General features: G+C 47.6%; 21 protein-coding genes and 1 pseudogene. 17 read left to right on the top strand and 5 right to left on the bottom strand.

Features of this window, described 5'->3' with window-relative positions; genetic code table 11:
• The 16 genes and pseudogenes from PXY01_RS01795 to PXY01_RS23240 form a co-directional block, all read left to right on the top strand.
• Positions 1–897, top strand: an 897-nt coding sequence (locus PXY01_RS01795) for an aromatic acid exporter family protein (RefSeq protein WP_127566642.1), incomplete at its 5' end; no start/stop codon positions are given.
• A gap of 37 nt (positions 898–934) precedes the next feature.
• Positions 935–1,942 (top strand): LacI family DNA-binding transcriptional regulator, encoded by a 1,008-nt coding sequence (locus tag PXY01_RS01790; protein WP_127566640.1) that lies wholly within the window; start codon positions 935–937, stop codon positions 1,940–1,942.
• 207 nt (positions 1,943–2,149) lie between these two features.
• Positions 2,150–3,043 carry an alpha/beta hydrolase gene (locus tag PXY01_RS01785; protein WP_246027760.1) on the top strand — a complete coding sequence of 298 codons (894 nt, stop codon included), beginning with the start codon at positions 2,150–2,152 and terminating at the stop codon, positions 3,041–3,043.
• A gap of 254 nt (positions 3,044–3,297) precedes the next feature.
• A complete protein-coding gene (locus PXY01_RS01780; protein WP_127566638.1) occupies positions 3,298–3,864 on the top strand; it encodes an outer spore coat protein CotE in 567 nt (188 codons plus the stop codon).
• A 99-nt stretch (positions 3,865–3,963) separates the two neighbouring features.
• Positions 3,964–5,595 (top strand): putative amidoligase domain-containing protein, encoded by a 1,632-nt coding sequence (locus PXY01_RS01775; protein WP_127566636.1) that lies wholly within the window; start codon positions 3,964–3,966, stop codon positions 5,593–5,595.
• Between the two features lie 89 nt (positions 5,596–5,684).
• A complete protein-coding gene (mutS, locus tag PXY01_RS01770) occupies positions 5,685–8,441 on the top strand; it encodes a DNA mismatch repair protein MutS (protein ID WP_127566634.1) in 2,757 nt (918 codons plus the stop codon).
• Positions 8,442–8,502: 61 nt separating this feature from the next.
• Entirely contained in the window at positions 8,503–10,710 is a 2,208-nt protein-coding gene (gene mutL, locus PXY01_RS01765) for a DNA mismatch repair endonuclease MutL (protein WP_127566632.1), read from the top strand.
• The gene (locus PXY01_RS01760) at positions 10,707–11,531 is read left to right on the top strand and encodes a class I SAM-dependent methyltransferase (protein ID WP_127566630.1); all 825 of its coding nucleotides are present in this window, start codon (positions 10,707–10,709) and stop codon (positions 11,529–11,531) included. Before mutL ends, PXY01_RS01760 begins: the two co-directional genes overlap by 4 nt.
• A complete protein-coding gene (gene miaA, locus PXY01_RS01755; protein ID WP_127566695.1) occupies positions 11,497–12,516 on the top strand; it encodes a tRNA (adenosine(37)-N6)-dimethylallyltransferase MiaA in 1,020 nt (339 codons plus the stop codon). Before PXY01_RS01760 ends, miaA begins: the two co-directional genes overlap by 35 nt.
• A complete protein-coding gene (gene hfq / locus PXY01_RS01750; RefSeq protein WP_006036762.1) occupies positions 12,513–12,752 on the top strand; it encodes an RNA chaperone Hfq in 240 nt (79 codons plus the stop codon). Before miaA ends, hfq begins: the two co-directional genes overlap by 4 nt.
• Positions 12,753–12,907: 155 nt before the next feature.
• Positions 12,908–15,601, top strand: coding sequence for a penicillin-binding protein 1A (locus PXY01_RS01745; protein WP_127566628.1), 2,694 nt, complete (start codon positions 12,908–12,910; stop codon positions 15,599–15,601).
• A gap of 70 nt (positions 15,602–15,671) precedes the next feature.
• Complete coding sequence (locus PXY01_RS01740) at positions 15,672–16,385, top strand: peptidylprolyl isomerase (RefSeq protein ID WP_373864265.1); 714 nt, start codon at positions 15,672–15,674, stop codon at positions 16,383–16,385.
• 255 nt (positions 16,386–16,640) lie between these two features.
• Positions 16,641–17,198: a ribonuclease FAU-1 family protein gene (locus PXY01_RS01735; RefSeq protein WP_127566626.1), complete on the top strand. Its 558-nt coding sequence runs from the start codon at positions 16,641–16,643 to the stop codon at positions 17,196–17,198.
• Positions 17,195–17,896 carry a YdcF family protein gene (locus PXY01_RS01730; protein ID WP_246027759.1) on the top strand — a complete coding sequence of 234 codons (702 nt, stop codon included), beginning with the start codon at positions 17,195–17,197 and terminating at the stop codon, positions 17,894–17,896. The genes PXY01_RS01735 and PXY01_RS01730 overlap by 4 nt, the downstream gene beginning before the upstream one ends.
• A 157-nt stretch (positions 17,897–18,053) precedes the next feature.
• Positions 18,054–18,629: pseudogene (locus PXY01_RS01725) on the top strand (AAA family ATPase); the annotation flags it as partial.
• Between the two features lie 419 nt (positions 18,630–19,048).
• On the top strand, positions 19,049–19,441 hold the full coding sequence (locus PXY01_RS23240; RefSeq protein ID WP_127566624.1) for a recombinase zinc ribbon domain-containing protein: 393 nt from the start codon (positions 19,049–19,051) through the stop codon (positions 19,439–19,441).
• A gap of 142 nt (positions 19,442–19,583) precedes the next feature.
• Here PXY01_RS23240 and PXY01_RS01715 read toward each other — a convergent pair whose 3' ends face one another.
• Positions 19,584–20,432 (bottom strand): ATP-dependent DNA ligase, encoded by an 849-nt coding sequence (locus PXY01_RS01715; protein ID WP_127566622.1) that lies wholly within the window; start codon positions 20,430–20,432, stop codon positions 19,584–19,586.
• Positions 20,433–20,574: 142 nt separating this feature from the next.
• Between PXY01_RS01715 and PXY01_RS01710 the strand changes: the two genes are divergently transcribed.
• Positions 20,575–20,793: an alpha/beta-type small acid-soluble spore protein gene (locus tag PXY01_RS01710; protein ID WP_127566620.1), complete on the top strand. Its 219-nt coding sequence runs from the start codon at positions 20,575–20,577 to the stop codon at positions 20,791–20,793.
• Positions 20,794–21,116: 323 nt separating this feature from the next.
• Here the strand turns inward: PXY01_RS01710 and PXY01_RS01705 are convergent, their stop codons facing one another.
• The 4 genes from PXY01_RS01705 to PXY01_RS01685 form a co-directional block, all read right to left on the bottom strand.
• Positions 21,117–21,494 (bottom strand): hypothetical protein, encoded by a 378-nt coding sequence (locus PXY01_RS01705; RefSeq protein WP_127566618.1) that lies wholly within the window; start codon positions 21,492–21,494, stop codon positions 21,117–21,119.
• Positions 21,495–21,506: 12 nt separating this feature from the next.
• Positions 21,507–22,349, bottom strand: coding sequence for an N-acetylmuramoyl-L-alanine amidase (locus PXY01_RS01695; protein ID WP_218028197.1), 843 nt, complete (start codon positions 22,347–22,349; stop codon positions 21,507–21,509).
• A gap of 5 nt (positions 22,350–22,354) precedes the next feature.
• Positions 22,355–22,795, bottom strand: a complete 441-nt coding sequence (locus tag PXY01_RS01690) for a phage holin family protein (protein ID WP_164744275.1) — start codon at positions 22,793–22,795, stop codon at positions 22,355–22,357.
• A 66-nt stretch (positions 22,796–22,861) separates the two neighbouring features.
• A complete protein-coding gene (locus PXY01_RS01685) occupies positions 22,862–24,760 on the bottom strand; it encodes an SGNH/GDSL hydrolase family protein (RefSeq protein ID WP_127566614.1) in 1,899 nt (632 codons plus the stop codon).
• Positions 24,761–24,844 lie beyond the last annotated feature (84 nt).

Below are 24,844 nucleotides of genomic sequence, written 5' to 3'. Positions count from 1 at the left end.
CCCCCGCCGTTATCGGCGGGTATCTTCGCGATTTTAGGTGTTGAAGTGACACGGATGAGAGGGGTTAGAAGCTCGTTTATCCGTTTTGTCGCTTCTGTGCTCGGTCTGTTTCTAGCTTCGATGTTATTCGAAACGTTAGGCTATCATATTTGGACCGTGTCCATATTTATTCTGATCACTTTCCCGCTGCTCTCACGGTTCCAGCTTAAGGAAGGGATCATTACATGCTCCGTCATCGTATTCCACATCTTCGACAGGGGGCATGTGACAACTGAGCTGATCGGCAACGAGGTTATGCTGCTGATAGCGGGGCTAGGCTGGGCAACTATTATTAATTTTCTATATATGCCTGCTGAAGATAAGAAGCTTAGACAGCTGCGAGACGAGACTGAGCGGCTGTTAGCCGCCATTTTCGAGCAGATTTCCCGTACGCTCCGAGATCCGTCCTACGTATGGGACGGCCGAGAGCTCTTAGATGCGCATAGAACGATTGAGCAAGGCATACGCCGATCTACCATCAGCCGTGAGAACCGATTCGTTCGTGGCGAGCAATATTGGGAGATCTATTATCGTATGCGTAACGACCAGCTGGAGTCGATCCAGCAGATGCTCGTATTACTTGCCTTCGTCTACGAGTCGGTGCCGCAAGGCGGACTCATTGCCGATGTGTTCCAATCCCTTAGCAAGGATGTCCATTCTGATGTATATGAGGGCAATGCAGAACGGAAGCTTGAGGAGCTGGAGCAGCAGTTCCGTGCGATGGAGCTTCCGAAGACGCGTCAGGAATTCGAGGTGCGTGCAACGCTGTTTCAAATGTGTAAGGAGCTGCGACGATTTATTGAAGTAGCGAAACAGCACAAACAGAAAAAGCAAGATGAACTAATCCATTTATCTTAATCAGGATTCATTCGATCAAAGGACGGTCGATCTACATATGGCAAGCTTAAAAGAGATAGCTCAAGCTGCAGGTGTATCCATTGGAACAGTATCCGTTGTCCTTAATGGCAAAGCTGATGAGCTGCGGATTGCACAGCAGACAAGAGAGAGAATTTGGGCTGCGGCGAAGCAGCTCGATTATCATCCGAACGTAACGGCACGTAGACTGCGCAAGGGGGCCGAACAGAATCGACCGACGATTGCCGTCTTCTGGGCGAATGATTTCCCCAGTGAACTGCTTGGCAGATTCTTCTCAGGAATTCAACACAGCATTCTTAACAACGGTATTCAGTGTGAAGTGATCGTACAACCATACAGACCTTCCGAGCTGCATTTGGCAGAACGGCTTCGTTCGGATGAGTTATGCAACGGAGCGATCTTAACCGGCGTCTCGGATGAGGATATTCGATATTTAGAAGCTACGGTACTAAAGGTGCCTGTCGTTGTGTTCAACCGACGAATGAAAAATTATAGCTCTGTTTACGTGGACGATTACGAGGCAGGCTATAAGGCAGCGGAGTTGTTTGCTTCCTCTGGCCGGCTTCGCCCTGGCATTATTGCTCCTAATGTTAGTTCAAGCTCGATCCTCGCGCGCAGCCGGGGGTTTCTCGAGGGCTGCCAGAGCTTAGGTCTAAACGTTAAGCCCCATCATGAGCAGTATGCTGTGCTTAATATGAGTGGTGGCTTAGAAGCTGCCAAGTATCTGCTGGAGGGGGAATGGCCGGATTCTTTATTCTTCCCTAACGGAATTATGGCTGTCGGTGCTATGAGTACATTTCGACGGACAGGAGTCCGAATCCCGGATGATGTTGCGATTATTACGTACGGGAACAGTGAGCATGAGCAGTATACAGTTCCGTCGTTAACGTCTATGACCTTGCCCGTTGAAGAGATGGCGTGCGCTTGTTTGGAACTGTTGTTAGATATGCTTAAAGGCAAAGATGTTTTAACATCCAGATTATATGAAACGCCTGTTGTATTTCGAGAGAGTTTTCCGGAGATTTAACGCTGGTTGGAATCGATTCTGTTGATAGGATTAAAATTTGATTGTTCCGAATTGATATAGGCCGCCTAATGCGGCTTTTTTTGTAGGAAAAACATAGTTGACAAGAGAAACTCCCTTCAGTAAGTTAAATATAAGATTTTGCTAAAACGTTTGAGCCTTTATCAAATTATAAACTTGGAAACTAATAGCGAAGGGGAAATGATGGAGATGGCAGCGAACGATCCAAGCTTAGCGACCAACCAAGAGCCAACAGCTGAAAATCGCGGGCTGATGGAATTTTTGAGGAATACAGATCGAAACGGAGATACGCAAGCATCTCTTGCAGCTCCGTTAATCGCATTACCGCCAGAAGGCTTCGATGTTCCTGACAGTACGATCGAGCACGGCTCCATTCAGGCGGTAGAGTATGATTCCGCCACGGTCGGTAATAAGCGCAAGGCACTCGTTTATACTCCGCCGGGTTATTCAAGTAGGCAGAAATATAGCGTGCTTTATTTGCTTCATGGCATCGGAGGGGATGAGGAAGAATGGCATCGACACGGCAATCCCGCAGCGATTCTAGACAATCTGTATGCGGAAGGAAAGCTTGAACCGATGATTGTTGTGCTGCCGAACGGTCGTGCGATTCCGAATGACCGGGCGGAGGGCGATCACTTCGCTCCAGATAAATTGGAGGGCTTCGAACGATTTGAGGGGGATCTCTTAAATGATCTTATTCCTTTCATTGAAGCTCAATATTCGGTCTATACTGACAGAGAGCATCGCGCATTGGCGGGATTGTCAATGGGAGGCGGTCAATCGCTTAACATCGGCTTGGATCATCTTGACAAATTTGCATGGGTCGGAGCTTTCTCCCCCGCTCCGAACACCAAGCTGCAAAGGCCTCTAATTCCCGATCTAGAGACTGCTAAGAAGGATCTCAAGCTTCTGTGGCTTCTATGTGGGGATGAGGATTACCTTGTTGAAGTCAGTAGACGCACGGCTGCATATTTGCGTGAACAGGAGGTTCCGTTTGTATGGCATGAGTATGCGGGAGGCACGCATAGCTGGCCGGAATGGAAGACGGGCCTTTATTATTTCTCGCAATTGTTGTTTCGATAAAGGCCATCATACCGGGCAATCAAGAAGCATATATATGAACCATCAAGCTCAAAAGCTGCTGTATACGACGTGAGGCAGGAGTTCACGGGAGCGGAAGCCGCAGGCTGATTCGATCCGTCTCAAGCAAGGCTTGCAATCTATCGAGGCGCAGGTGCCGTGAAATTAAATGAGTTTCCTGACGCTCGTTTAATCAACAAACGCCTATGTCCTGCATACACTTTAATTGAATGATTGTATGGAGGAGGTTATAATCGATGGCACTTGCAGATAAACAGCTTCAGTATAGAGAAATAATAACGAAAGCTGTCTGCGGTAAAGGTCGTAAGTTTTCCACCGTATCCCATACCGTGACTCCGCCTCATAGTCCCACGAGCATCCTAGGCGCGTGGATTATTAACCATCAATATGAAGCGGTTCGTTCGGGCGACGGTATCGAGGTTATTGGTACTTACGATATTAACATCTGGTATTCCTACAGCAAAAACTCGCAAACCGAAGTTGCGAAAGAAACGGTATCGTATGTGGAGAACGTTCCTCTTTCGTATGTAGACCCGAAGCACCGTGCCGCGACTGAAGAGGTATCGGCAGATGCAACGCAGGAGCCGAACTGCATTGAGGCGAACATTTCCTCAAGCGGCTCAAGCGTCAATATTCGGGTGGAGCGTGAGTTTGCCGTAGAGATGATTGCTGAGACGAAGGTTACGGTCGCTTGCATCCCTGGCGGAATCGATGATCTGGATAGCAAGGAGCTTGATTACGGTCTCAGCGATGATGGCGATTACGACGATCTGGACCCAGATTTGCTGGATGATGACGTGTAAGCCGTCTACCGAACGGTTTACCAATACGATATGCGCCGGTTGCGGCGAATACGAGGGCGGCAGCCCTCTTTTTGTTTTTTGGGCGGAGGAGGGACATAGATGAGTACGGATTCGGCACGGGCTGCGAAGCTGTGGATATGGGATAGCGCGCTTCATGAGGTGGGCGGAGATCGGGATCGTTATGGTGCAGCAGAGCCGTTCGCTGCTGGACTTATCGGAGAGAAAGATGCAGTTATCGTTACAGGCGGCAGGCTGCTAAGACGATGTGACAGCGCTTCAGCGGCAGGGATTAATAGAGAGGAAGGCATTAATACAGGAGCTGACGAACGTAAGCCTAATATGACAGCAGTTTCCTACGAAAAAGTGTGGCAGTTGTTAGCTCCTAATGCTGAGAATGCACTACGTGACTTAACAGAAATTAATCGTCGATGGAATCGAGCCGGTATGCTTCGCACTAACCTCGAAGAGACACAGTGTCAGTCCAAGCACGAGAAAATCAATAACGCAATTGCAGACGGCTGGCGAGTATATCTCGTCTCGGTTCTTCATTTGGAGCCGGTATCCGTTCGCCGAATCCGCAGCTCGAAGCTTTATGACCCGAGCTCTGCCCCGCTTATATGGTCTTCTTCCCGTTCCTCTATAACGAATTCTTTGTCCTCGAAGAATCCTGATCTCTATTCCGTCGTGAGCGGAGCTCAACTGGCTGCTCAGCTCGCATCCGATTCTCTGTTGAGGCGAGTGGTGCGAATGGCAATAAGAGCGGTATATTCCCTTGGGCTCGATCTGGGGGACGCGGTCGTTGCTCTGCATGGAAGCGGACGTACTGCGGCTCTATCGGTCGGCCAGTCCATGGATGGATTAACGAAAGAGGAGCAATCGGTATGGCACGAAACTTTGCTGCGGTTTAGAGACTGGTATGCGGCTGCTAGAGACGCAGCAGGGAGCACGGAAACACCGCTTCTCATTGGTGCTGACCCGGAGTTCGTCCTGCTTCGCGAAGACGGCCGGATCGTTCCGGCCGAGCGTTACTTGGGCATAGGAGGCGGGGCTGGAGCTGATGCGCTCGTCGTTGGCCGCAAGGTCCAGTATCCGATTGGCGAATTACGGCCCGATCCGGCAGCTTCACCAGATAGGCTGGCGGCGAACGTCCGGCATCAATTGCTGCGGGCTTCGCTTCGCGTCAACGATCCATCGCTGCGTTGGGCGGCTGGTGCGATGCCCGTCACTGGCGCAGCGCTGGGCGGTCACATTCATATAAGCGGCGTGCCGCTCACAAGCCGCCTACTGCGCCAACTGGATCGGTACGTTGCTCTGCCGGTCGCGATGGTCGAGGGCGATCATGGTCGAGGCCGCAGGCCCCGATATGGCGCCCTCGGTGATTATCGGATTCAGGCTCATGGCGGCTTCGAGTATCGGACGCTGCCCAGCTGGCTCGTCTCGCCATTAACGGCAAAGGCAGCATTTGCATTGACGCTGCTATGCGCGAAGGATTCTTGGGAGCTGCCTGTTATGACAATTCTGGAGGAGCATGTGGAGGCTGCGTTCTATGAAGGTGACCGTGCAGAGCTGCTTGGCAGCTTGGATGATATTGCCAAGGAGCTCGCTGGTTCGCCGTCTTACGACGAATTTGCGCGCTGGATCGAGCCGTTATTCGAGGCTGCCCGCCGCGGCGCTGTGTGGGATGATAGTCTCGATATCCGACGTAAGTGGAGGGTAACGTCTTCAAGATGATTTCCACCATTCCGTCATGCGGGTCCTATTGATTCATGTTATAATGAAGGATAGTGTTTATCATTCAACTCGTGTACGGAGGGGCGTTCATGACAGCAGCTTATACGCCTATGATGCAGCAATATCTCGCCATTAAGGAACAGGCGAAGGACGCTTTTCTGCTGTTTCGGCTTGGCGATTTTTATGAAATGTTTTTTGAAGATGCAGTGCTCGCTTCGCGCGAGCTGGAGATAACGTTAACGGGACGGGAAGCAGGCGGTCCGGAGCGTGTGCCAATGTGCGGCGTACCATATCATTCGGCAGATAACTATATTGCCCGACTCATTGAGAAAGGCTATAAGGTCGCGATTTGCGAGCAGGTTGAAGATCCGTCGGCGGCCAAGGGCGTCGTACGCCGTGAGATTGTGCGCGTCGTCACGCCGGGTACAGTCATGGAATCGAAGTCGCTGGCTGACAAAGCTAACAACTTCATCGTCGGGATTGATATTCACGACGGTCGAATTGGCTTCGCCGCATGCGATCTGTCAACCGGTGAGCTATATGTCACCTCGCTTGCGGCAGGCAGCGGTCTGGAGCCTCTGCTCGACGAGATCAATGTCTATCATCCGGCAGAAATTGTCGGCCGTGATGAGTTGCTGGAGCAATTAAAGCCGCATGCGTCCAGCTGGGCTCGGCCGGTCGTATTGACGCCGCGTGAGCCAATGGAGCAAGAAGGCATTGTCGAGCAATTCGGCAAGCAGCAGCTGGAAGGGCTGACGACAGAACGGCTGCGTACGATCGCAACGCTTACTGGCTACCTGGCCGATACACAGAAGCGTTCTTTCGGACATATACGGACCATTCGTTCTTATGAGCCCAATCAATATATGATTCTCGATCCATTCACGCGTCGTAATCTCGAATTGACTGAGACGGTTCGTGATCGCAGCAAAAAAGGCTCGCTGCTTTGGCTGCTCGACCGTACGCAGACCTCTATGGGTGCGCGGCTGCTTCGCCGTTGGGTGGACAAGCCGCTGCTTCATGTAGCCTCTATTGAGGAGAGGCTGTCTGCTGTCGAGGCGCTTCACCGCGACCTTATATTGCGGGAGGATACTCGCCGTGAGCTTGCGGATATTTATGATCTGGAACGACTCGTCGGCCGAGTCGCTTTCGGAAGCGCGAACGGGCGCGACCTGAATGCTCTGAAATCGTCGCTGCGGCGTGTGCCTGCACTTACCGCTTTGTGCGAAGGGTCTGGAAACCAGACGCTTCGTGCGCTGTTCCGTGACGTCGACGATTGCGCCGATTTGGCTGATATGATCGAGACGGTTCTGGTTGACGAGCCGCCGGTATCGCTTCGTGAAGGCGGACTCATTCGGCAGGGCTATGATGAATATCTTGACCGGCTGCGCGAAGCAAGCACCGATGGCAAGCGGTGGCTCGCGGAGCTCGAACGGTCAGAGCGTGAAGCGACAGGAATTAAATCGCTCAAGATTGGTTATAACAAAGTGTTCGGCTACTATCTGGAAGTGTCTAAAGCGAACCTCGCTGGGCTGCCTGAAGGCCGATATGAGCGGAAGCAGACGCTTGCGAACGCTGAGCGATTTGTTACACCGGAGCTAAAGGAGAAGGAACGGCTTATTCTCGAAGCAGAAGAGAAGATGGTCGATCTCGAATATGAGCGGTTCGTCGAGCTTCGCGAGCATTTGTCCAGCCAGCTTCATCGGCTGCAGAAGCTTGCTGAGCGGATTGCAATGCTCGACGCATATCAGTCGCTTGCAACCGTCAGCGCCGAGCGCAGGTTTATTCGTCCAACGGTAACGGACGGCTATGACCTGATCGTGGAGGAGGGTCGTCATCCCGTTGTTGAAGCACTGATGGACGGCGTACCGTTTATGACTAATGGTACGCAACTGACGAAGGACACTCAGACGATGTTGCTCATTACCGGCCCGAACATGGCTGGTAAAAGCACATATATGCGTCAAGTCGCGCTCCTGTGCGTCATGGCTCAAATCGGCTGCTTTGTCCCGGCCAAATCGGCGGTGCTGCCGCTTGTTGACCGCATTTTTACGCGCATCGGAGCAGCCGACGATCTCGCAGGCGGACAAAGCACCTTTATGGTCGAAATGAAAGACATACAGGTAATGACCGAGAAAGCAACGGAGCGGAGCCTTGTTATCATTGACGAGCTAGGACGAGGAACCTCGACGAATGAAGGCATGGCGATTGCTCAGGCCGTAATCGAATATGTGCACGATCGGATCGGCAGCAAGGCACTCGTATCGACGCACTTCCATGAGCTGGCTCATCTGGAGGAGTCGCTGCCGCTGCTGTCTAATGCATGTATGGCGGTTCGTGAAGATGGTGACGATGTGACGTTTCTGCGCAAGCTGGTGCCGGGTGCGGCAAGCTCTAGTTATGGCGTATACTGTGCTAGGCTGGCAGGGCTGCCGGATACGATCATCGATCGGGCATATGCTCTTCTGGAAGAGGAGGGCTCTGCTGACCGGGGGAATTCTGTAAGGCAAGCTCAATCTGGCGACAAGCTGGAGCCGTGTAATGTTCGTGAAGCGGCGGCTGTTATCGAAATAGCGGCCCAACAATCAGCAACGACTGCACCAGCTAATACTGTCAGCGTTAATGAGACTGTCGGAACGGTCGTACAGCTGTCGATTTTCGACGATGATGGTCCGAACGCGTCGGAAGCCGCTGTCTTGCCAACACAACCGGATCAAGTGAAGAAGCAGCTTACGCCGCAGGCAGAGCTGGTTGCGGATAAGCTGCGTAAGCTGGATGTGCTAAATATGACTCCAATGCAGGCGTTGCAATGGTTGAACGAGATGAAGATGAAAATTATCGATTAAGTAAAGGTATGGAAGACCGAATGCAGGATCGGTCCTTTGTATACGAGGGGGAGTAATAGCGATGGCGTCCATTCGTGTGCTGGATGAACAGCTGGCGAACCAGATTGCAGCGGGTGAAGTGGTGGAACGGCCGTCTTCGGTTGTGAAGGAGCTTGTTGAGAATGCGGTGGATGCAGGGTCGACAACAATCGATATTACGATTGAGGAAGGCGGATTAAATCTCATTCGTGTGCTCGATAATGGCAGCGGAATACACCCCGAGGAGATGGAAACGGCATTCCAGCGTCATGCGACAAGCAAGCTGATTACAAGCGCTGATTTGTTCCGTATCGCCAGCCTTGGCTTCCGCGGCGAAGCGCTGCCGAGTATTGCCGCTGTATCGCGTGTGGAGTGCATTTCCTCGGAGACGACGGATGGTCTTGGGGCTAGACTTGTAATCGAGGGCGGAACGGTGAAGCAGCAAGGTCCCGTTAACGCTCCACAAGGGACTGATATGACGGTCCGCGATTTGTTTTATAACACGCCTGCACGTTTAAAGTATATGAAGTCGATTCAGACTGAGCTTGGCCATATTAGCGATTATATTAATCGAATCGCGCTTGCACATCCCGGCATTGCGTTCACGCTCCGGCATAACGGTCATGAGCTTCTTCGGACTCCGGGCACCGGCGACCGGCTACAGGTCATTGCAGCTGTATACGGAACTAGCGTTGCTAAGGCAATGCTGCCTATTACAGGAGAAACCCCTGATTATACACTGACCGGTTATATCTCGAAGCCGGAGCTGACACGCGCCAATCGTAACGCGATTACCGTCGTGGTGAACGGCCGTTACATTCGCAGCTTCCTCGTGAATCAATCTCTATTGCAGGGTTATCATACTTTACTGCCGATTAACCGGTTTCCACTTGTCGTCATTGAAATTGGCATGCATCCATCGCTACTCGATGTGAACGTGCATCCGTCGAAGATGGAGGTCCGCTTCAGCAAAGAGACAGAGCTTCGCGAGTTGATCGAGCAGACTGTACGCCAGGTACTAAGACGAGAACGCTATATTCCGGAACCGGCAGCGGATAAGGATAGCGGCCGTTCGAAGCCAGTGTATGTACAGGAGCGGATTGCATTTCATCGGCCGGAGCCGGGTTTTCCTATTTCCTCGGGGACTGCGGAAGCCCGACCAAGCAGCAGCTTCAATCCGTCAGCAGGGACCGAAGATGCGGGTTCGTTAACGACGGCTGCTGACAAACCGTTGTTTCGTTCCAAGTCGTCCGATAGCTTATCGTTTGGCGGAGCCGGCTCCATTCGAACGCCAGGGTGGGGGACGGGTGCGAGCTCGAATCGTTGGAGTACAGCACAATCAGGCGGTTTTAGCGAGGTGCGCAAAAGTATTCCAGCCGATGCGACGGAGCGGCTCTATGCTCCACCTCGTACAGTAAGCGATAGCGGGGATCGTGATACGTCGAACGATGACGCTGATTTCTATGCGCCTGCTCCGTTGGCAGAGACCAAGTATAGTGATGAAGCTAACGTTTCATTGCGCTCGCAATGTCTGAATGCGAGTGATTCAAGCCGAGCTCCTTCGGAGCTGCGGTCGACGGACGATGTGATAGGCGAAGCAGCTGCAGCGTATGCCGATTCTGACTCAGCTCCTTATGCTGTTCATCGCGATCCGGATACGCCTCCGTTCCCGGAGCTTTCTTGGATCGGACAGCTGCACGGCACGTATTTGATCGCACAGAGTGAAGACGGTCTGTATATGATTGATCAACATGCCGCTCATGAGCGTATTCATTATGAATATTTTGTTGAGAAATTTGGCCGTCCGCAGCAGGCGTCGCAGCAGCTGCTCGTGCCGATTACTCTCGAGCTGACAGCAGGCGACGCTGTACAGCTGAAGGACAAGCTGCCTCTACTTGCAGAGGTGGGATTACAGCTGGAGCCATTTGGCCTTAATACGTTCCTCGTCCGGTCCCATCCAGAATGGTTTCCTAAAGGTGACGAGCAGGCGATAATCGAGGAAATGATTGAATGGGTGCTGCAGGAGAAGCGCGGCGTCGATATACAGAAGCTCCGGGAGAAATCGGCAATTATGTGCTCTTGTAAAGCTTCCATTAAAGCAAACCAGCGGTTAAGCCGCGAGGAGGGCGAAGCGCTGCTGGACCGGCTGGGTCGCTGCATTCAGCCCTATACTTGCCCGCATGGTCGACCGATCGTCGTGCATATTTCAACCTATCAATTGGAAAAAATGTTCAAACGGGTGATGTCATGATTGTAACAACGGCAGCGAAGCCGTCTGATGCGGTGCTAGCGAAAGCGAGGTCGCTTGCGGAGGAGCTGTCCGGCCGATTCATGTTAAGGCGGGGTCAGACCCTTAAGCAGCTAATGGCAGCGGGCGGAGACGACCGGCTGCTCGTCATCCTTGAGAATGAACTCAGATTGTATGAAGGCTCAACGTCCGAGCAGCCGCTATATTATCATCCTAGCATGGCGTTCGTTCGTGCGAAGCGGCTGCTTGAAGGGGGCAAAGATCCGCTTATCACCTTGTCGCGCTGTGAGCCCGGTGATTCGATAATTGATTGTACAGCCGGACTCGCAGCTGATTCGCTCGTATTCTCCATTGCGGTCGGGCGAGAAGGCTCCGTAACGGCTCTTGAAAGCGAGCCTGTGCTTCATGCAGTTGTTCGCGAAGGGCTTCGCTCGTATCAATCAGGTTTAGACGCAGTCGATGAAGCTATGCGCAGGATCAACACTAAACTTGTAAGCCATACCGAATATCTAGCCGCCCAGCCAGATAAGAGCGCTGATATTATTTATTTTGATCCAATGTTCGAGCATGCGATAGAGGAATCGAGCGCAATCGGTCCATTACGAGCGATTGCCAATCACAGTCGTTTGACAGAGGAAGCGGTTCATCAAGCGGTGAGAGTAGCGCGCAAATGCGTAATGCTAAAGGAGCAATACAGCAGCGGTGAGTTCGAAAGGCTGGGCTTCAGCCGCTGTCATACGAAAAAAACATCCAAAATTACATACGGAGTGATTGTAGTTGACGCAGCACATGAATACGGCGGGGCTGGCTCCATATTCCGCTGATGGGAAACCGAGGCTGCTTGTGCTGATTGGACCGACGGCAGTTGGCAAAACCCAGCTGAGCCTTGATATCGCTCAAGCGTACAATTGTGAAATTATATCGGGTGATTCCATGCAGGTCTATCGGGGGATGGATATAGGTACGGCCAAAATTATGCCCGAGGAGCGTCAGGGCATTCCGCATCATTTGATCGATATCCGTAATCCTGATGAGCCGTATTCAACCGCCGATTTTCAAGAGGATTGCCGCCGGTTAATTGCTGATATTTCTTCTCGGGGGCGAATCCCGTTCATCGTTGGCGGAACAGGTCTTTATATCGAGTCGGTATGTTATGCTTATGAATTTGCTGACAGCGGCTCAGATCCCGAGTACCGTCTTTCGCTGGAGAACTACGCTGACGAGCATGGAGCGGCAGCCCTGCATGCCATGCTTGCGAGCATCGATGCTGAGTCAGCAGCACGGCTTCATCCGAACGATCGCCGCCGCATTATTCGTGCTCTTGAAATATTTAAGCTGACCGGTGAGACAATGTCTAAGCAGCTTGGACGGCAGACGAAGACTTCTCCTTATGATCTATGTATCATGGGTCTCAATATGGAGAGACAGAAGCTGTACGACAGAATCAATGCGAGAATTGATCTAATGATGGAGCAAGGTCTGCTAGAGGAGGCGCGCGGAATCATTGAGTCTGGCTTGCCGCATGATGCCGTTTCGATGCAAGGACTTGGCTATAAAGAATTTATTCCTTACTTTAACGGAGATTGTTCGCTTGAAGAAGCGATAGAGATGCTGAAGCGTGATACGAGACGGTTCGCGAAACGGCAGTTATCCTGGTTCCGACATATGAAGGATATACACTGGGTCGAGGCGGATGAAAATTTTCACAACAAATTAGCGGCGGTTCATGCTATAATAACAGGAAAGTTCGAGATCAGTCTTGAATATTATTCTAATCCATCTTTAATTGACGGGGGTATCGGCCAATGAACAAAACCATTAACATTCAGGATACGTTTTTGAACCAGCTGCGTAAAGACAGCGTCCCGGTTACAGTCTACTTGACCAATGGCTTTCAAATTCGAGGCGTCATTAAAGCATTCGATAATTTCACGATCGTCATCGACAGTGAAGGAAGGCAGCAAATGGTATATAAGCATGCCATCTCGACATTTACGCCACAGCGTAACGTATCGTTAATGCAGGATCATTCGAACGACCACTAATACGTGCAGAAGTTTACGATTGAAACCTTCGGCCGACCCGGTTCGTCTATTTGAATAGCGGATAACTGCGACAACCCGCTCTCAGAGTGGGTTGTTCTTTTCATTCGCGGGTAAGATAGACATAGAGACAGATCGAACAGGAGGGAGTCTTCATCATGACAGAGCAACCACGAAGTAGAAACGTGAAGCCGACAACCAAAAAATCTACGAAAAAGCAGGGCAAGAAAAAGCGCTTCTCGTTTAAGAGAATGTTTATTTTTTTGTTTTTCTCAGCAGCACTTGCAGTTATATGCGGCATAATCGGATATCTGTTTATCATTCTGAACGGTGAGAGAATATTGACAGCCAATCAGGATAAGCTGATCCTTCCGGAAGCATCGCATGTGTACGATATCAATGGTAACGAAATCGCTTCATTGTATAATGCGAACGATGCACGTGAGAATGTTAGCCTAGACGAGATCCCAGAGCTGCTGCGTCAAGCGTTTATTGCGACAGAGGACCAGCGCTTCTATCAACACTCGGGTATCGACTACTTTTCACTTGGACGTGCAGCGGTGAAAGATATTATCGCAAGGAGTAAAGTAGAAGGCGGAAGTACGATTACGCAGCAGCTGGCGAAGAATATATTCTTAACGGCTGACAAGACATTCTTCCGTAAAGCTACGGAAGCCTCGATTGCGATTGCGCTTGAGAACAACAAGACGAAGGATGAGATTCTGGAGATGTACCTGAACCGGATTTACTTCGGTAAAGGTGTATACGGCATTAAACAGGCTTCAGAGTACTACTTCGGCAAAGAGCCGAAGGATTTGGAGCTGTGGCAGATGGCGACGCTCGCGGGCATGCCGAAGGCGCCGAACCGGTATAATCCGATTAATGACCCAGAAGCTTCGCAAACTCGGCGTGAAGTCGTGCTGAAGCTGATGTATGATCAAGGCTACATAACTGCTGAACAGCGGAATGAAGCGGTTGAAGCGGAATATAAACCGGAAATGTCCAACGATAAGGTGAATCCACAGCTTTATCCAGCGTTCGTCGATTTTGTTGTGGATGAAGCGGTTGAAAAGAGCGGCATTAGTGAAGAGGAGCTCCGGATCGGTGGTTACAAAATTTATACGACGTTGAATCCGGTCGCTCAGAATGCAGTAGAGAAACAATTCGCCGATGATGCAAACTTTGAGCAAAGTCCTGACGATATAAAAGTACAGGGTTCTATGATTATCATTGATCATCGCAATGGTGAAATTCAAGCTATCGCAGGTGGGCGTGATTATAAGAAGAAGACGTGGAACCGGGTGACGAAGTCAAGACAGCCAGGTTCCTCGTTCAAGCCGATTGCTGCATACGGACCTGCGCTTGAGACCGGGAAATTTACGCCAGACTCGACTCTGAGGGACGATAAACAATGCTTCGGCGACTACTGTCCATCTGACTCCAATAGTGTCAAATATGTTGGTGCGATCAGCATGAAGCAAGCGATTAAAGAATCCCGCAACCTGCCAGCTGTATGGCTGCTCGACCAGATCGGCGTCGACAAAGGGCTTGAGTTTGCGAAGAAGCTTGGCTTCGAATTGAGTCCGGAGGACCGCAACTTGGCCATCGCGCTTGGCGGGTTAACGAATGGTGTCTCTCCGCTCCAGATGGCGACAGCTTACAGTGTATTCGCTAACGATGGCAAGAGCGTCGACCCTCATACGGTGAAGAGCATCGATAATCGGAACGATGATCCGGTGTATACGTACCACGCGCCAAGAGCGAAGCAGTTGATTAAGCAATCGACGGCCGCTGGCTTGACAGAGATTATGCTTGGGGTCACTGAGCCGGGCGGTACCGGCACGAAAGCGAAGCTTGATCGCCCGGTTGCAGGCAAGACAGGCACGACGCAGCATGGATTTAAAGATTTGAAATCGAGCGCGAATCGAGATGTTTGGTTCGTTGGGTACACACCAGAATGGACAGCGGCTGTATGGATGGGTTACGATAAAACCGACAAACAGCATCTGCTGCAGAAAAGCAGCGGTCAAGCAGCAGCGATGTTCGGTAAAGTGATGTCCGAAGCGATGAAGAATGTGCCGCGTGGAAGCTTCAATAAGGCACCGGTACGGGAAGAATCAGAGCCGGAGAAGAATGTAGAAGTACCCGAACAAGTAACAGGTTTGCATGTCGAATATGATGCTGATTCGTATACTGCAAAGTTGAGCTGGAAGCCAGTTAAAGGCGAGGGTATCACTTATCGACTGTACCGTAAGGAGACGAACGAAGCGAATTTCAGCCGTCTGATTGATACAGCAGCTGGCACTACTACTGCTGAGGACATGAGTGTCGCGCCTGGTCTGTCGTATCAATATTATGTTACGGCTTATAATGCTGAGGCGGATCTAGAAAGCACGCCTTCTGCTGCAGTTGCGCTTAATGTACCCCCTGAAGAGCTTGAGAAGGAGCCTCCGACAGGTGAGCCTGCAACGCCGGACATCATTATTCCGGGCGACGAGGCGACGACTCCTGAAGAAGGAGAAGCTACTCCGGACAATGGGAAGGGTAAAGGAAATGGCAATGGCAAAGGTAGTGGCAATGGAAAGAATAACAACGGCGGCAATAACGGAAATGACAACGGCAACGGTGTCGGAAACGGTGACAGCACTAGTAACAACAACGGCACTGAGCAGGGAGAAGGCACAGCGCCTGGCGATACTGTACCTGGAGGGACAATTCCCGATAACAGCAACCCAGATGGATCTGGAAGCGGAGGATTAGAAACGAACGACTCTCAGACACCTGTTACTAACAATTCGTCAGAATCGGGAACAGAGCCGATCATACCGGACGTAGTCGTACCGTCGCCATAAGTATCATTTTGCCCGTTGTTCGCTTGCTTGACCGCTAGGTTGAATTTTGAGGAGAAGCGAGGAACTTCGAATGATGATTCACAAGCGTAAGAGGATTCGTTACAGCGTTCTTATGCTGTCGCTCCTGCTGCTGGTACTTGCAGCAGCAGGCTGCGGCAGCAAAGAGAAAGAGCCGAAGTCGAGTCAGACGATGAACGCCGAGCAGGCAGATGACTTGCAGCAAGGTTCGGGCTCAGAGGAAACTGGGAAGAAGCAATGGGATAAGATGCCGGAGATGTCGATCGATCCGAGCAAACAATATTCGGCTGTCTTCCATACGAGCAAAGGTGAGTTCACGGTTCAGTTGTTCGCTGAAGATGCTCCGACAACGGTTAACAGCTTTGTATTTTTGGCGAAGAACAAGTTTTACAATGACATAACATTTCACCGGATCATTGAAACGTTTATGATTCAAACTGGTGATCCAACAGGCACTGGAACTGGCGGGCCGGGGTATAATATACCGGACGAGCTTGGCTCGGACCATAAGTACGACATTGGCACGGTTGCAATGGCTAACACCGGCATGCCGGATTCGGGCGGCAGCCAGTTCTTCATATGTACAGGAGATGTATGCTCTAATCTGAACAGCCAACCGAACTACACGATCTTTGGTCAGGTAACCGACGGAATGGATTCCGTTATGGCGATTGCCAAGACGCCTGTCGGACCTGGCGCAGACGGGAATATGTCTAAGCCGTTGGAGAAGGTTACGATCGATTCAATCGATATTATCGAGAAGTGAACGAAGCAAGGGGCGGTTCAGAAAGTCAGTGAATACTGACCGATGGATCGTCCTTTTGCTTATAGATATCGTCACGGCGAAGGCCTAGTGTCGAACAATAGGGCTTGGTTTATTTTGTTCGCTCGGTGGCTTTGCATCCTAAGATGTGGTAAGCTTTTTTTAAAAGGAAAAAGGTTGGAAGTTATACGTATGATGGAGAGGCCGGCTGCTTGGACGGCGGCTTTTTTCGCATCTTAACGGAAAGGTACGTTCCGCATGAAACGAAAATTTTCGGACCGGGCAAATTGGCGGCGCATACTGCGTAAGAGCTATATGTGTCTTACTATGGATGGAGATGAGTTTAGAGGACTTGTCACCTTTTATCGGATTCACGACTTACGCGAGCCGCTTTGGAAGGAATATAATGGACGGCGTCTTTGTCTTGCGGACCGAGGCTATTTGTGGATGCAGCATTTCCCTCGCGGTGAGCATTTTGTTGTGACGACGATGTTCGATGATAAGGGACGCGTCGTGCAATGGTATATTGACGTATGCAAGACGCAGGGAATGACCGATCAGCATGTGCCTTGGTTCGATGATCTGTACCTGGATATCGTTGTGCTTCCGACCGGCGAAGTGTTCCTGCTCGATGAAGATGAACTGGAGGATGCGCTACGCCAAGGGGAAGTGACCTCGAAGGATGCAGCGATGGCGAGAAAGACGGCAGGGCGCTTACTGTCGGCTATTCGCAATGGCCGCTTTCGCTATTTTACCCTAAGCTTGAAACATCGGAAAACGTTGTCCGAGCGGGCAGGAGAACTGAGCGAATCGTGAAACGCGTCATATCGAAATCGACGAAGATGAGCAGCGGGCTGCGAAGAAAGCGTAAGCGAAGGCCGCTGCTCCTATTATTAAGGGTTGTCGTTGCCATAGTCGTACTAGGCATACTGTGGTGCGGTTATGTTTTGTGGATGATTAACAGCGTCACGATTCCGAAGACGATACATAAGGCTGATGCGATTATAGTACTTGGCGCAGCGCTCTGGAACGATCGGCCAAGCCCTGGACTGAAGGAACGGCTGGACCACGCTTATTCGTTGTATAAGGAAGGAAAAGCGGAGAAGCTTATATTAACAGGAGGCCTTGATCATAACGGATCGAAGCTGACCGAGGCGGAGGGGATGCGCCGTTATTTGATGTCCTTAGGCGTTCCATCTGACAAGCTGCTGCTGGAGCCGAATGCGACGAGCACGTATGAAAATATGTTATTCAGTAAGGAAATCATTGAGCGAGAGCATATGAAGTCGATCATTATTGTTACACACGACTATCATTCGCCACGCTCGAAAGAAATTGCTCAATATGTCGGCATTGATAATCTTATCATGGCACCCTTCAGATCGAACGTGCTGAAGCCGGTATATAACGAGACACGAGAAGTGCTCGCGTATACGAAATGGAAGCTTGATGCCGTTACGATGCGGCTAGGCTTCGTGCTCGATCTACCGGAAATTGCTTATTTCAATCCTTAGAGTTTGCTTTACGACAGTCTGCCGCTTTCCCTCGATGAAAATCATACTGTTTGCCTGCATACTCGAATATGCTTGTTATAGCGGCGGCAGCCGGGCGACTGTCAGCGTCATGGCGCCGTTAGCAGCGACGGGATTGAAGGGACAGGTGATCGAGCGGATGAACAATCAAATCGCGTCAGGGGCGAAGAGCGGCACTCGGCCATCCCGCCAAATTAATGTGGTTCTTCGCAGTCAAGAAAGCAGTGGCGCTGTCGCGTCAATTACGGATAACGAGCCGCTTTCGGCCGTTAAGCCGCTGCCGACAGGCGATCATTACGCCGATATTCAGCGCGAGCTGGATGTAATGATCGGACTAGATCATGTAAAGTCACTTGTGTACGAAATATACGCTATGCTTCAGGTCGCCCAAATGCGGTCGCAAGCAGGCTTGAACAGCGGCGCGCATGTGTATCATATGATTTTTAAGGGTAATCCCGGTACAGGGAAAACGACAATTGCCAGAATTGTTGCGAAGCTGCTGCAGAAGATGGGGGTATTGTCGAAGGGCCATTTGATCGAGGTAGAACGTGCGGATCTAGTCGGTGAGTATATCGGCCACACCGCACAGAAGACGCGGGAGCTTGTGCGCAAGGCATCAGGCGGCGTACTGTTCGTTGATGAGGCATATAGTTTGGCGCGAGGTGGAGAGAAAGATTTCGGCAAGGAAGCAATCGATACACTTGTGAAGGCAATGGTTTAACTTTTTATGTATGTGATCCGATAACCTTTAACCAAGAGAAACCCAATGCCATCAAGCCATTGAGTGAAAAATACGACTCAAGCATCTTGGGCAGGATAGACGAAATAAAGCATCTTTATTATGACGAACTGATGTCCTTTGAGCAGATCGCCAAATCAATCAATGCGAACTGGTGGACGCTAAAGAACTTGTTTAATGACTTAGAACTCAGGAAAATAACAACCTCAGAACGCGCCAAACTAAATCGTAAAAAGGTACTTCCAGACTTATTGGACAAGCACTATAATCAAAAGATGTCATTATCTCAAATGTATAAAGACTTTGGGTATACCCCTCAGATGGTGAGACAAGCCTTAAAAGAAAATGGATACAGGGTTATTGATTATCAAAAGAATAGGTGACAACAAATCCTTATGTATTACTTTTCAAGACGAATTAAATGTGCTGATTGCGGTAAGAACTACAAGGGCTTAAAGGAGCGAAGAGAACGTATCGTCTACATTTGCTCAGGTTACTCAAATTACGGGAAAGAGTTCTGCTCGGAGCGATGGAAGGTAGATCAGGACATGCTCCTAGACCTCCTACAGCGTCACTATGACATTACATTGATTAAAACAGGGGTCGTTATAGGCGACAGTTCAAGAAAGCCTGTAGAGTGGATTCCTGCACCCGTGGAGACGTTGGTTGATCGAGTGGAGAAAATTAGCGTTAGTCCTAAGCAGCAGACGATACACATAAAGTATAAGGATGGGACGAGTACATTGATTGAACCGAGTCATTGGAGCTATTGGACTGATAAAGTTTAAAAGCACACCTCCCTCAAGACGATTTTCTGAAAACTGTCGAGTTAGGACGACAATAGATATTTCAAGAAATTAACTTGAGGGAGGTATGCTTACTAATCTTATAGGAATTTGTTTATTTTATTAGGATGACATTTTTCCTCGCTTAAACAATAAAATCAACAAATTCAGGCGTTCGCAACATGCCATTTTTAGTCCAATTTCGGGTTCGTACCTGTGCTTTTAGATGGGGTTGAATGTATACAAAGTCTCGATCTTCGGCACACTTAATTTGTTGAGCAATCCCAAAAAACGCTTTACGAGCAACAGAAGGAACGGTTAATTCAATTACGCCGACTGGTTTACCTTGATATTGAGCAAGCCATCCAAACTGATTCTTGCGATAACCTGTCAACTCAACATTGACGTAGGTGTAGTTGATGATCTTTAACCAGTCAGAACTTCGTTTACCTGCATACTTAGAGTTTCGTTTCTTCGCTACAATGCCCTCTAGATTACGTTGCTTCATGAGATCAAACAGCGCTTTACCATTGGTCTCAATACTCAGCATTAGACTGTAGAATGCATTAGGTTGTAGTATCCTCTTTAGCAGCAATTTACGCTCCCACAATGGCTTAGAACGCATATCCTCGCCGTTATAAAACAAGATATCGAATACGTAATAGTGTGCTGGCTTGGTTTTGGAATACTTACGTATCTTTGTTGATTTAGATGTTTTAAACCTCTCCATAATCAATTCAAAGTCGATCCAACCATTCTCATCTAAACGAGCAACTTCACCATCCAGTATAACGTCACAATCCTCGCTTGTAGGGACGTTATGTAGCTCAGGATATTGTCTCGTGACATCATTATTATGTCTCGTATAAAGAGTCACTTTGCCTTTATTTAAAGAAAGTAACAAACGATGTCCATCAATCTTTGGTTCAAATACATATCGTTCGTCATCGAAAGGTTTATCAACTTTTTCAAGGAGCATAGGCTCAACAAACACAATCACTGCACCTCCGTATATCAAAGATGATATACTATTGTAGCACGTTATAAATCGTTTATTGTTCTGAAACCACTGTATAAATATCCAACACAATCCACAAGTTATTATTGTAATTTCACATAAGAGGAGTGTACATAAGATGACTCGTAATCGAAACAATCAATTAGTTGTTCCTCATGCAAGAGCAGCATTGAATAGAATGAAAGTAGAGATTGCACAAGAACATGGAATTGCGTTTACCCCTGATGGATATAATGGAAATTTAGTGACAAGGGACGCTGGTACAATTGGTGGAAATATTACGAAGAGATTAGTGGAGATTGCAGAGCAAACTTTAGACGGAAGAAGACGTTTTTAGGAAAAAATAGGCGATACAAGTCACCCCAATGAAGAAGGGATGAGAACTGTATCGCCTTGGTATATTTATGCAATTTGTTTGGTTTATTCACTAGGAAAGGTATTATAGCCGCTTATTTTGGAACTCGCATACACAAACGTGTATATTCATTCGTAATTTAGCTTATGAAATCGGTCTTTTATTAGGTGTGTCTATGAACTTCCTTTTTGCCTACAGTCTTTGCATATCCACGGAGTTTGAGGCGGATTTTTTGCGTAGAAGAATTGAGCAATTTCTTTATTCGTATGGGGTGATAATTGTTTTAAAACTGCTCCTTTTCCATGTTATTCGCTTTTCTCCAGCCACTTAATTGACTCATCGATGACGATTTTGATCAGACTCTTTTCATTATCAGTTGGGACAATTTCTAGTTTTGTAAACACTTCGTCCAACACCTCATGAACTACCTTCGCCTTGTCTGGCGAGTCAATTATCTTCCCTACATAGGTGGCTGTAGTATCAGTAATATCAAGAATGTGTGCGATTGCGCTTTCTGTTGAGGGGGTAAGGTCAATTAGTTTTAGAACATCTTCAACGATATCTGTTGCTTTATCGACTGTATGTTCAATATCTTTTCCATTTGCAATATTATATTTTTTAACTGCATATACAATAGCCAGCAGAACAATCACAATAGATCCGATAATCAAATACTCGTTCATATGAACTCCTCCTTATTTATTCACTTTATTCAGAACATAATTGATAACTCGTTCAGCAACAATAGCAATTTCAGCCCTAGTAATCGGCTCGTCAGGTCTAAACTTCTTATCTGTTCCAACAGCAAAAATACCTTTATCAACGGCAGCATCAATAGTTGATGCTTGCCACTGCTTAGTTACATCGTTAAAATATCTCGAAAACGTAGTCATAACTGTTTCAACAATCTCCTTTTTTAATAATTTGTTATACTCTTCTTGCACTAATGGAATGAACGATTTTTGTGCATCAACAACTTTATTGCCACCAAAAAATGCAGATCCCGGACAAGATTTTGGGTAATATCCTGTCGTATTATTTGTATTGATTTTGTTATCAGGAATACGAACACCATTCTTCGTGCAGTACCAGTGATGATAAACGATTGTGTCTGTATTGATATTTAAGTTAAATTTTTTAGCTAATACTGCAAATAGATACAGCGTTGATTTCTTTTGTTCTTCTGTCATACGGTCTCCGCCAATATCGAAGTTTCCTATAATCTCCACACATATTCCGTTGACATTGGCTCCTTTTATTCCTGCTGGAGATACTTCAAGTGGACGACATAAGGAGATAACGCCATCAGGAAATATTGTAAGATTTTGACCAATATCGCTCCAACCATTATTGTTAATATGGCTATTACGCATACCCTTCAACATAGTAAAATGGTTGTTACCTTTGAAATTGTCATATGACGGCTTCCAAGTATGATGAACTTGCAGGATTTTAATTGATCTCTTTATATTTTGCTTTTCAATCCACTGATTAAACTCTTCACGACTAAATAAGATAAATTGACCTTCCTGTTTCATAATCTTCACCTACTTTCTTTAGTTTTCTCAGATTCGTCAACTTCTCCAACTTTTGACTTTAAGGAAGTAATAGCCTTTTGCAAAAATGCAGGGATGCGAACACCCATTTTCCCTCCATTTTCAACTATCGAAACAAATTCAATTACAGCAAATGCACCAGAAACACCGTCGGTAAGAACTCCATTTGTCTTAAGAACAGCAATTTCAACTAATAGGACTGCTGCAATAAGGAGCATGGTATAAATTTTTTTAAACAACCCTTTATAGCCCTTATTGCTTCTTAGTCCTTCACCTGACATAATTGCTCCCATAATCCCTGTAACAAAATCAATAGCCATAAGTCCAATAAGGATTGTAAACACCAATCCAAACAATCCCGTAAAAATTGATACAATTCCTGAAGCTACGCCAACAATAGATTTAACTACAACATCCGTTCTCTCCACAATTTATGATCACCTCAAATAAATAATAAAAACCGCTATCAATGCGATAGCGGTTAGATGCATATATCAAAAACAAAACCAGTTAATAATCTTCCTAGCATTGTATTCTCCAACTTTTTTTGCTCCAATAGGACTTAAATGTAACCCATCATTGTGGTCTAAAGTAGGGCTTCCGGTAACCGCATATTGTCCATACACTCCACACTCCATTGAATCTATCACGGGAACGCTTAAGCGAAGGCCCATTCTTTTGATTATATCGCCTTTGTTTTTAATGATTGGATAATTATTAGAAGTTAGCTCATTTGCCCTCTGTAGCGGAGTGCATAAGAATATCTGTGCATTAGGATATAGCGCCCTAAGTTTTTCTACCGCATATCTGATTGCGCCAGCAAATGTCTTACGATCAACATCATCTAACGGCATATTTGAACCGTCACTCCCATAGAATTGGCTCTCGATATCGTTATCCGAAACAGTTTGATTGACATCATTCGTACCTGCGGCAATGATAATGATGTCTGGCGCTGGATATGCGTTGACAATGATCTTTTGTACTTGATTTCCTATTACGTTATTTAAGTTATCGTCTGCACCATTCATTACTGGATTTCCGTCGTAAACAGTGCCAACTTTGTCACACCATGTAGCACTAGGCACTGCTACATTAATAACTGATGAAGGATTAATGATCTCAGCAAAATATTTATTCCATGCCCGTTCATCAGTTCGAGCGGTGATACTGTCGCCTAGTAATAGAATTTTCTTATTTTCATATGACTTACTATATCCATCAATAACTATGGATATGGCATCCGCATAAGCGTCAACATTTGTAACAGTCTCTAATGCATCTTTACTTACAACAACTCGATAATTATAATTATTAGGAGGCGTGACTCGTAATTTGCCCGAAGTAATAAAGGTCTGGGAAACAAACTCCTTGTCCTCATCGAATGTAAATAAAACAACATTGTAATCTTCATCTAGAATTTCTACCGTAAAATTACGATTTGGAGTAAAATAATCGCTTCTTACCTTTTGCGGATTTACTGCTTCAGCACCTTGAGCATTCATTGAACCAATCGTATAATTTGGAGTAATAGCGTCTTTTAGTCCATTTATATCAAGTCTTTTATTGGCGCGAGTGATTTCGCCTATATTTTCATTTATTTGATTTATTATAGAGTTAGTACCAACGCCTATAACTATGCTATTTGCATACTCTTCAATATTTGCAACGGTTTCCAGTACACTCTTTGAGACAACTACTCTATAATAAGCGTGCGTGTTAGTAAATGTGGTATCGGTAGTATGAGTCGATGAAGACTGGAATATGTAATTATGATCATATTTGAACAAAATGAAGATATAGGAAGAGTCTAACACTTTTATTGAGAAGTCCTTATCAGAAGAGAAATAATCGCTTCTAATCCTTTGAGTGTGAGCGGCTTCGGCTCCCGAACTATTTAATGATCCAATAGTAAAAGTAGTATTAATTATTCTTTCACAGTTAAACGCAAATGGGGACTGTGTGTAATCAAAGGAGCGAGTCGCGTTTCTTGATAGCATAAGTGCGTTTATACTCCTATTAGCAATGGTAGTACTCTGATAGACCCCCCCTACCGTCCAAGCAGAATTATTCCAGTAGTACCAATTTCCATCTTCTGTAACGACATAGATTCCAGTTGTACCACTCGGAAATGCAGACTGTAGAGATGTGAGTGTAGGGTACACGCCTTTTGGTGAAGCAGTGCCAATCGTAGCAATTTGCTGGTCTACGTATGCCTTATCAGCCTTTAAGTTCACCGTATGAGAAGTAGTGACGATTTTTGTTTGATGTTCATTAATTGCGCTAACGATATTTGTTTTATTATCGGTTGATAATTGACTAATCTGACCGACTTCTTCAGCTGTAGCAGGATTAAAATCTAACACTTCTTTTTGTATTTTATTATATGTCATATACTGCTCCCTTCTCTAAAACAGTCCTCACCTTCTTTCGAAAATGAGGACGAAAAAACGTTGGTATGAAAGGCTTTTTTAAAG

Source organism: Paenibacillus xylaniclasticus, assembly GCF_004001065.1.
In the GTDB taxonomy this organism is placed as follows: Bacteria; Bacillota; Bacilli; order Paenibacillales; family Paenibacillaceae; genus Paenibacillus_T; species Paenibacillus_T xylaniclasticus.
This window is presented reverse-complemented; position numbering and strand designations above follow the sequence as displayed.

Bases quoted from the DNA above. Each gene is read 5' to 3' on its own strand.
- PXY01_RS01790 (WP_127566640.1), top strand. From the start codon at position 935: ATGGCAAGCTTAAAAGAGATAGCTCAAGCTGCAGGTGTATCCATTGGA.
- PXY01_RS01785 (WP_246027760.1), top strand. From the start codon at position 2,150: ATGGCAGCGAACGATCCAAGCTTAGCGACCAACCAAGAGCCAACAGCT.
- PXY01_RS01780 (WP_127566638.1), top strand. From the start codon at position 3,298: ATGGCACTTGCAGATAAACAGCTTCAGTATAGAGAAATAATAACGAAA.
- PXY01_RS01775 (WP_127566636.1), top strand. From the start codon at position 3,964: ATGAGTACGGATTCGGCACGGGCTGCGAAGCTGTGGATATGGGATAGC.
- mutS (WP_127566634.1), top strand. From the start codon at position 5,685: ATGACAGCAGCTTATACGCCTATGATGCAGCAATATCTCGCCATTAAG.
- mutL (WP_127566632.1), top strand. From the start codon at position 8,503: ATGGCGTCCATTCGTGTGCTGGATGAACAGCTGGCGAACCAGATTGCA.
- PXY01_RS01760 (WP_127566630.1), top strand. From the start codon at position 10,707: ATGATTGTAACAACGGCAGCGAAGCCGTCTGATGCGGTGCTAGCGAAA.
- miaA (WP_127566695.1), top strand. From the start codon at position 11,497: ATGAATACGGCGGGGCTGGCTCCATATTCCGCTGATGGGAAACCGAGG.
- hfq (WP_006036762.1), top strand. From the start codon at position 12,513: ATGAACAAAACCATTAACATTCAGGATACGTTTTTGAACCAGCTGCGT.
- PXY01_RS01745 (WP_127566628.1), top strand. From the start codon at position 12,908: ATGACAGAGCAACCACGAAGTAGAAACGTGAAGCCGACAACCAAAAAA.
- PXY01_RS01740 (WP_373864265.1), top strand. From the start codon at position 15,672: ATGATGATTCACAAGCGTAAGAGGATTCGTTACAGCGTTCTTATGCTG.
- PXY01_RS01735 (WP_127566626.1), top strand. From the start codon at position 16,641: ATGAAACGAAAATTTTCGGACCGGGCAAATTGGCGGCGCATACTGCGT.
- PXY01_RS23240 (WP_127566624.1), top strand. From the start codon at position 19,049: ATGTATTACTTTTCAAGACGAATTAAATGTGCTGATTGCGGTAAGAAC.
- PXY01_RS01710 (WP_127566620.1), top strand. From the start codon at position 20,575: ATGACTCGTAATCGAAACAATCAATTAGTTGTTCCTCATGCAAGAGCA.
- PXY01_RS01705 (WP_127566618.1), bottom strand. From the start codon at position 21,494: ATGAACGAGTATTTGATTATCGGATCTATTGTGATTGTTCTGCTGGCT.
- PXY01_RS01695 (WP_218028197.1), bottom strand. From the start codon at position 22,349: ATGAAACAGGAAGGTCAATTTATCTTATTTAGTCGTGAAGAGTTTAAT.
- PXY01_RS01685 (WP_127566614.1), bottom strand. From the start codon at position 24,760: ATGACATATAATAAAATACAAAAAGAAGTGTTAGATTTTAATCCTGCT.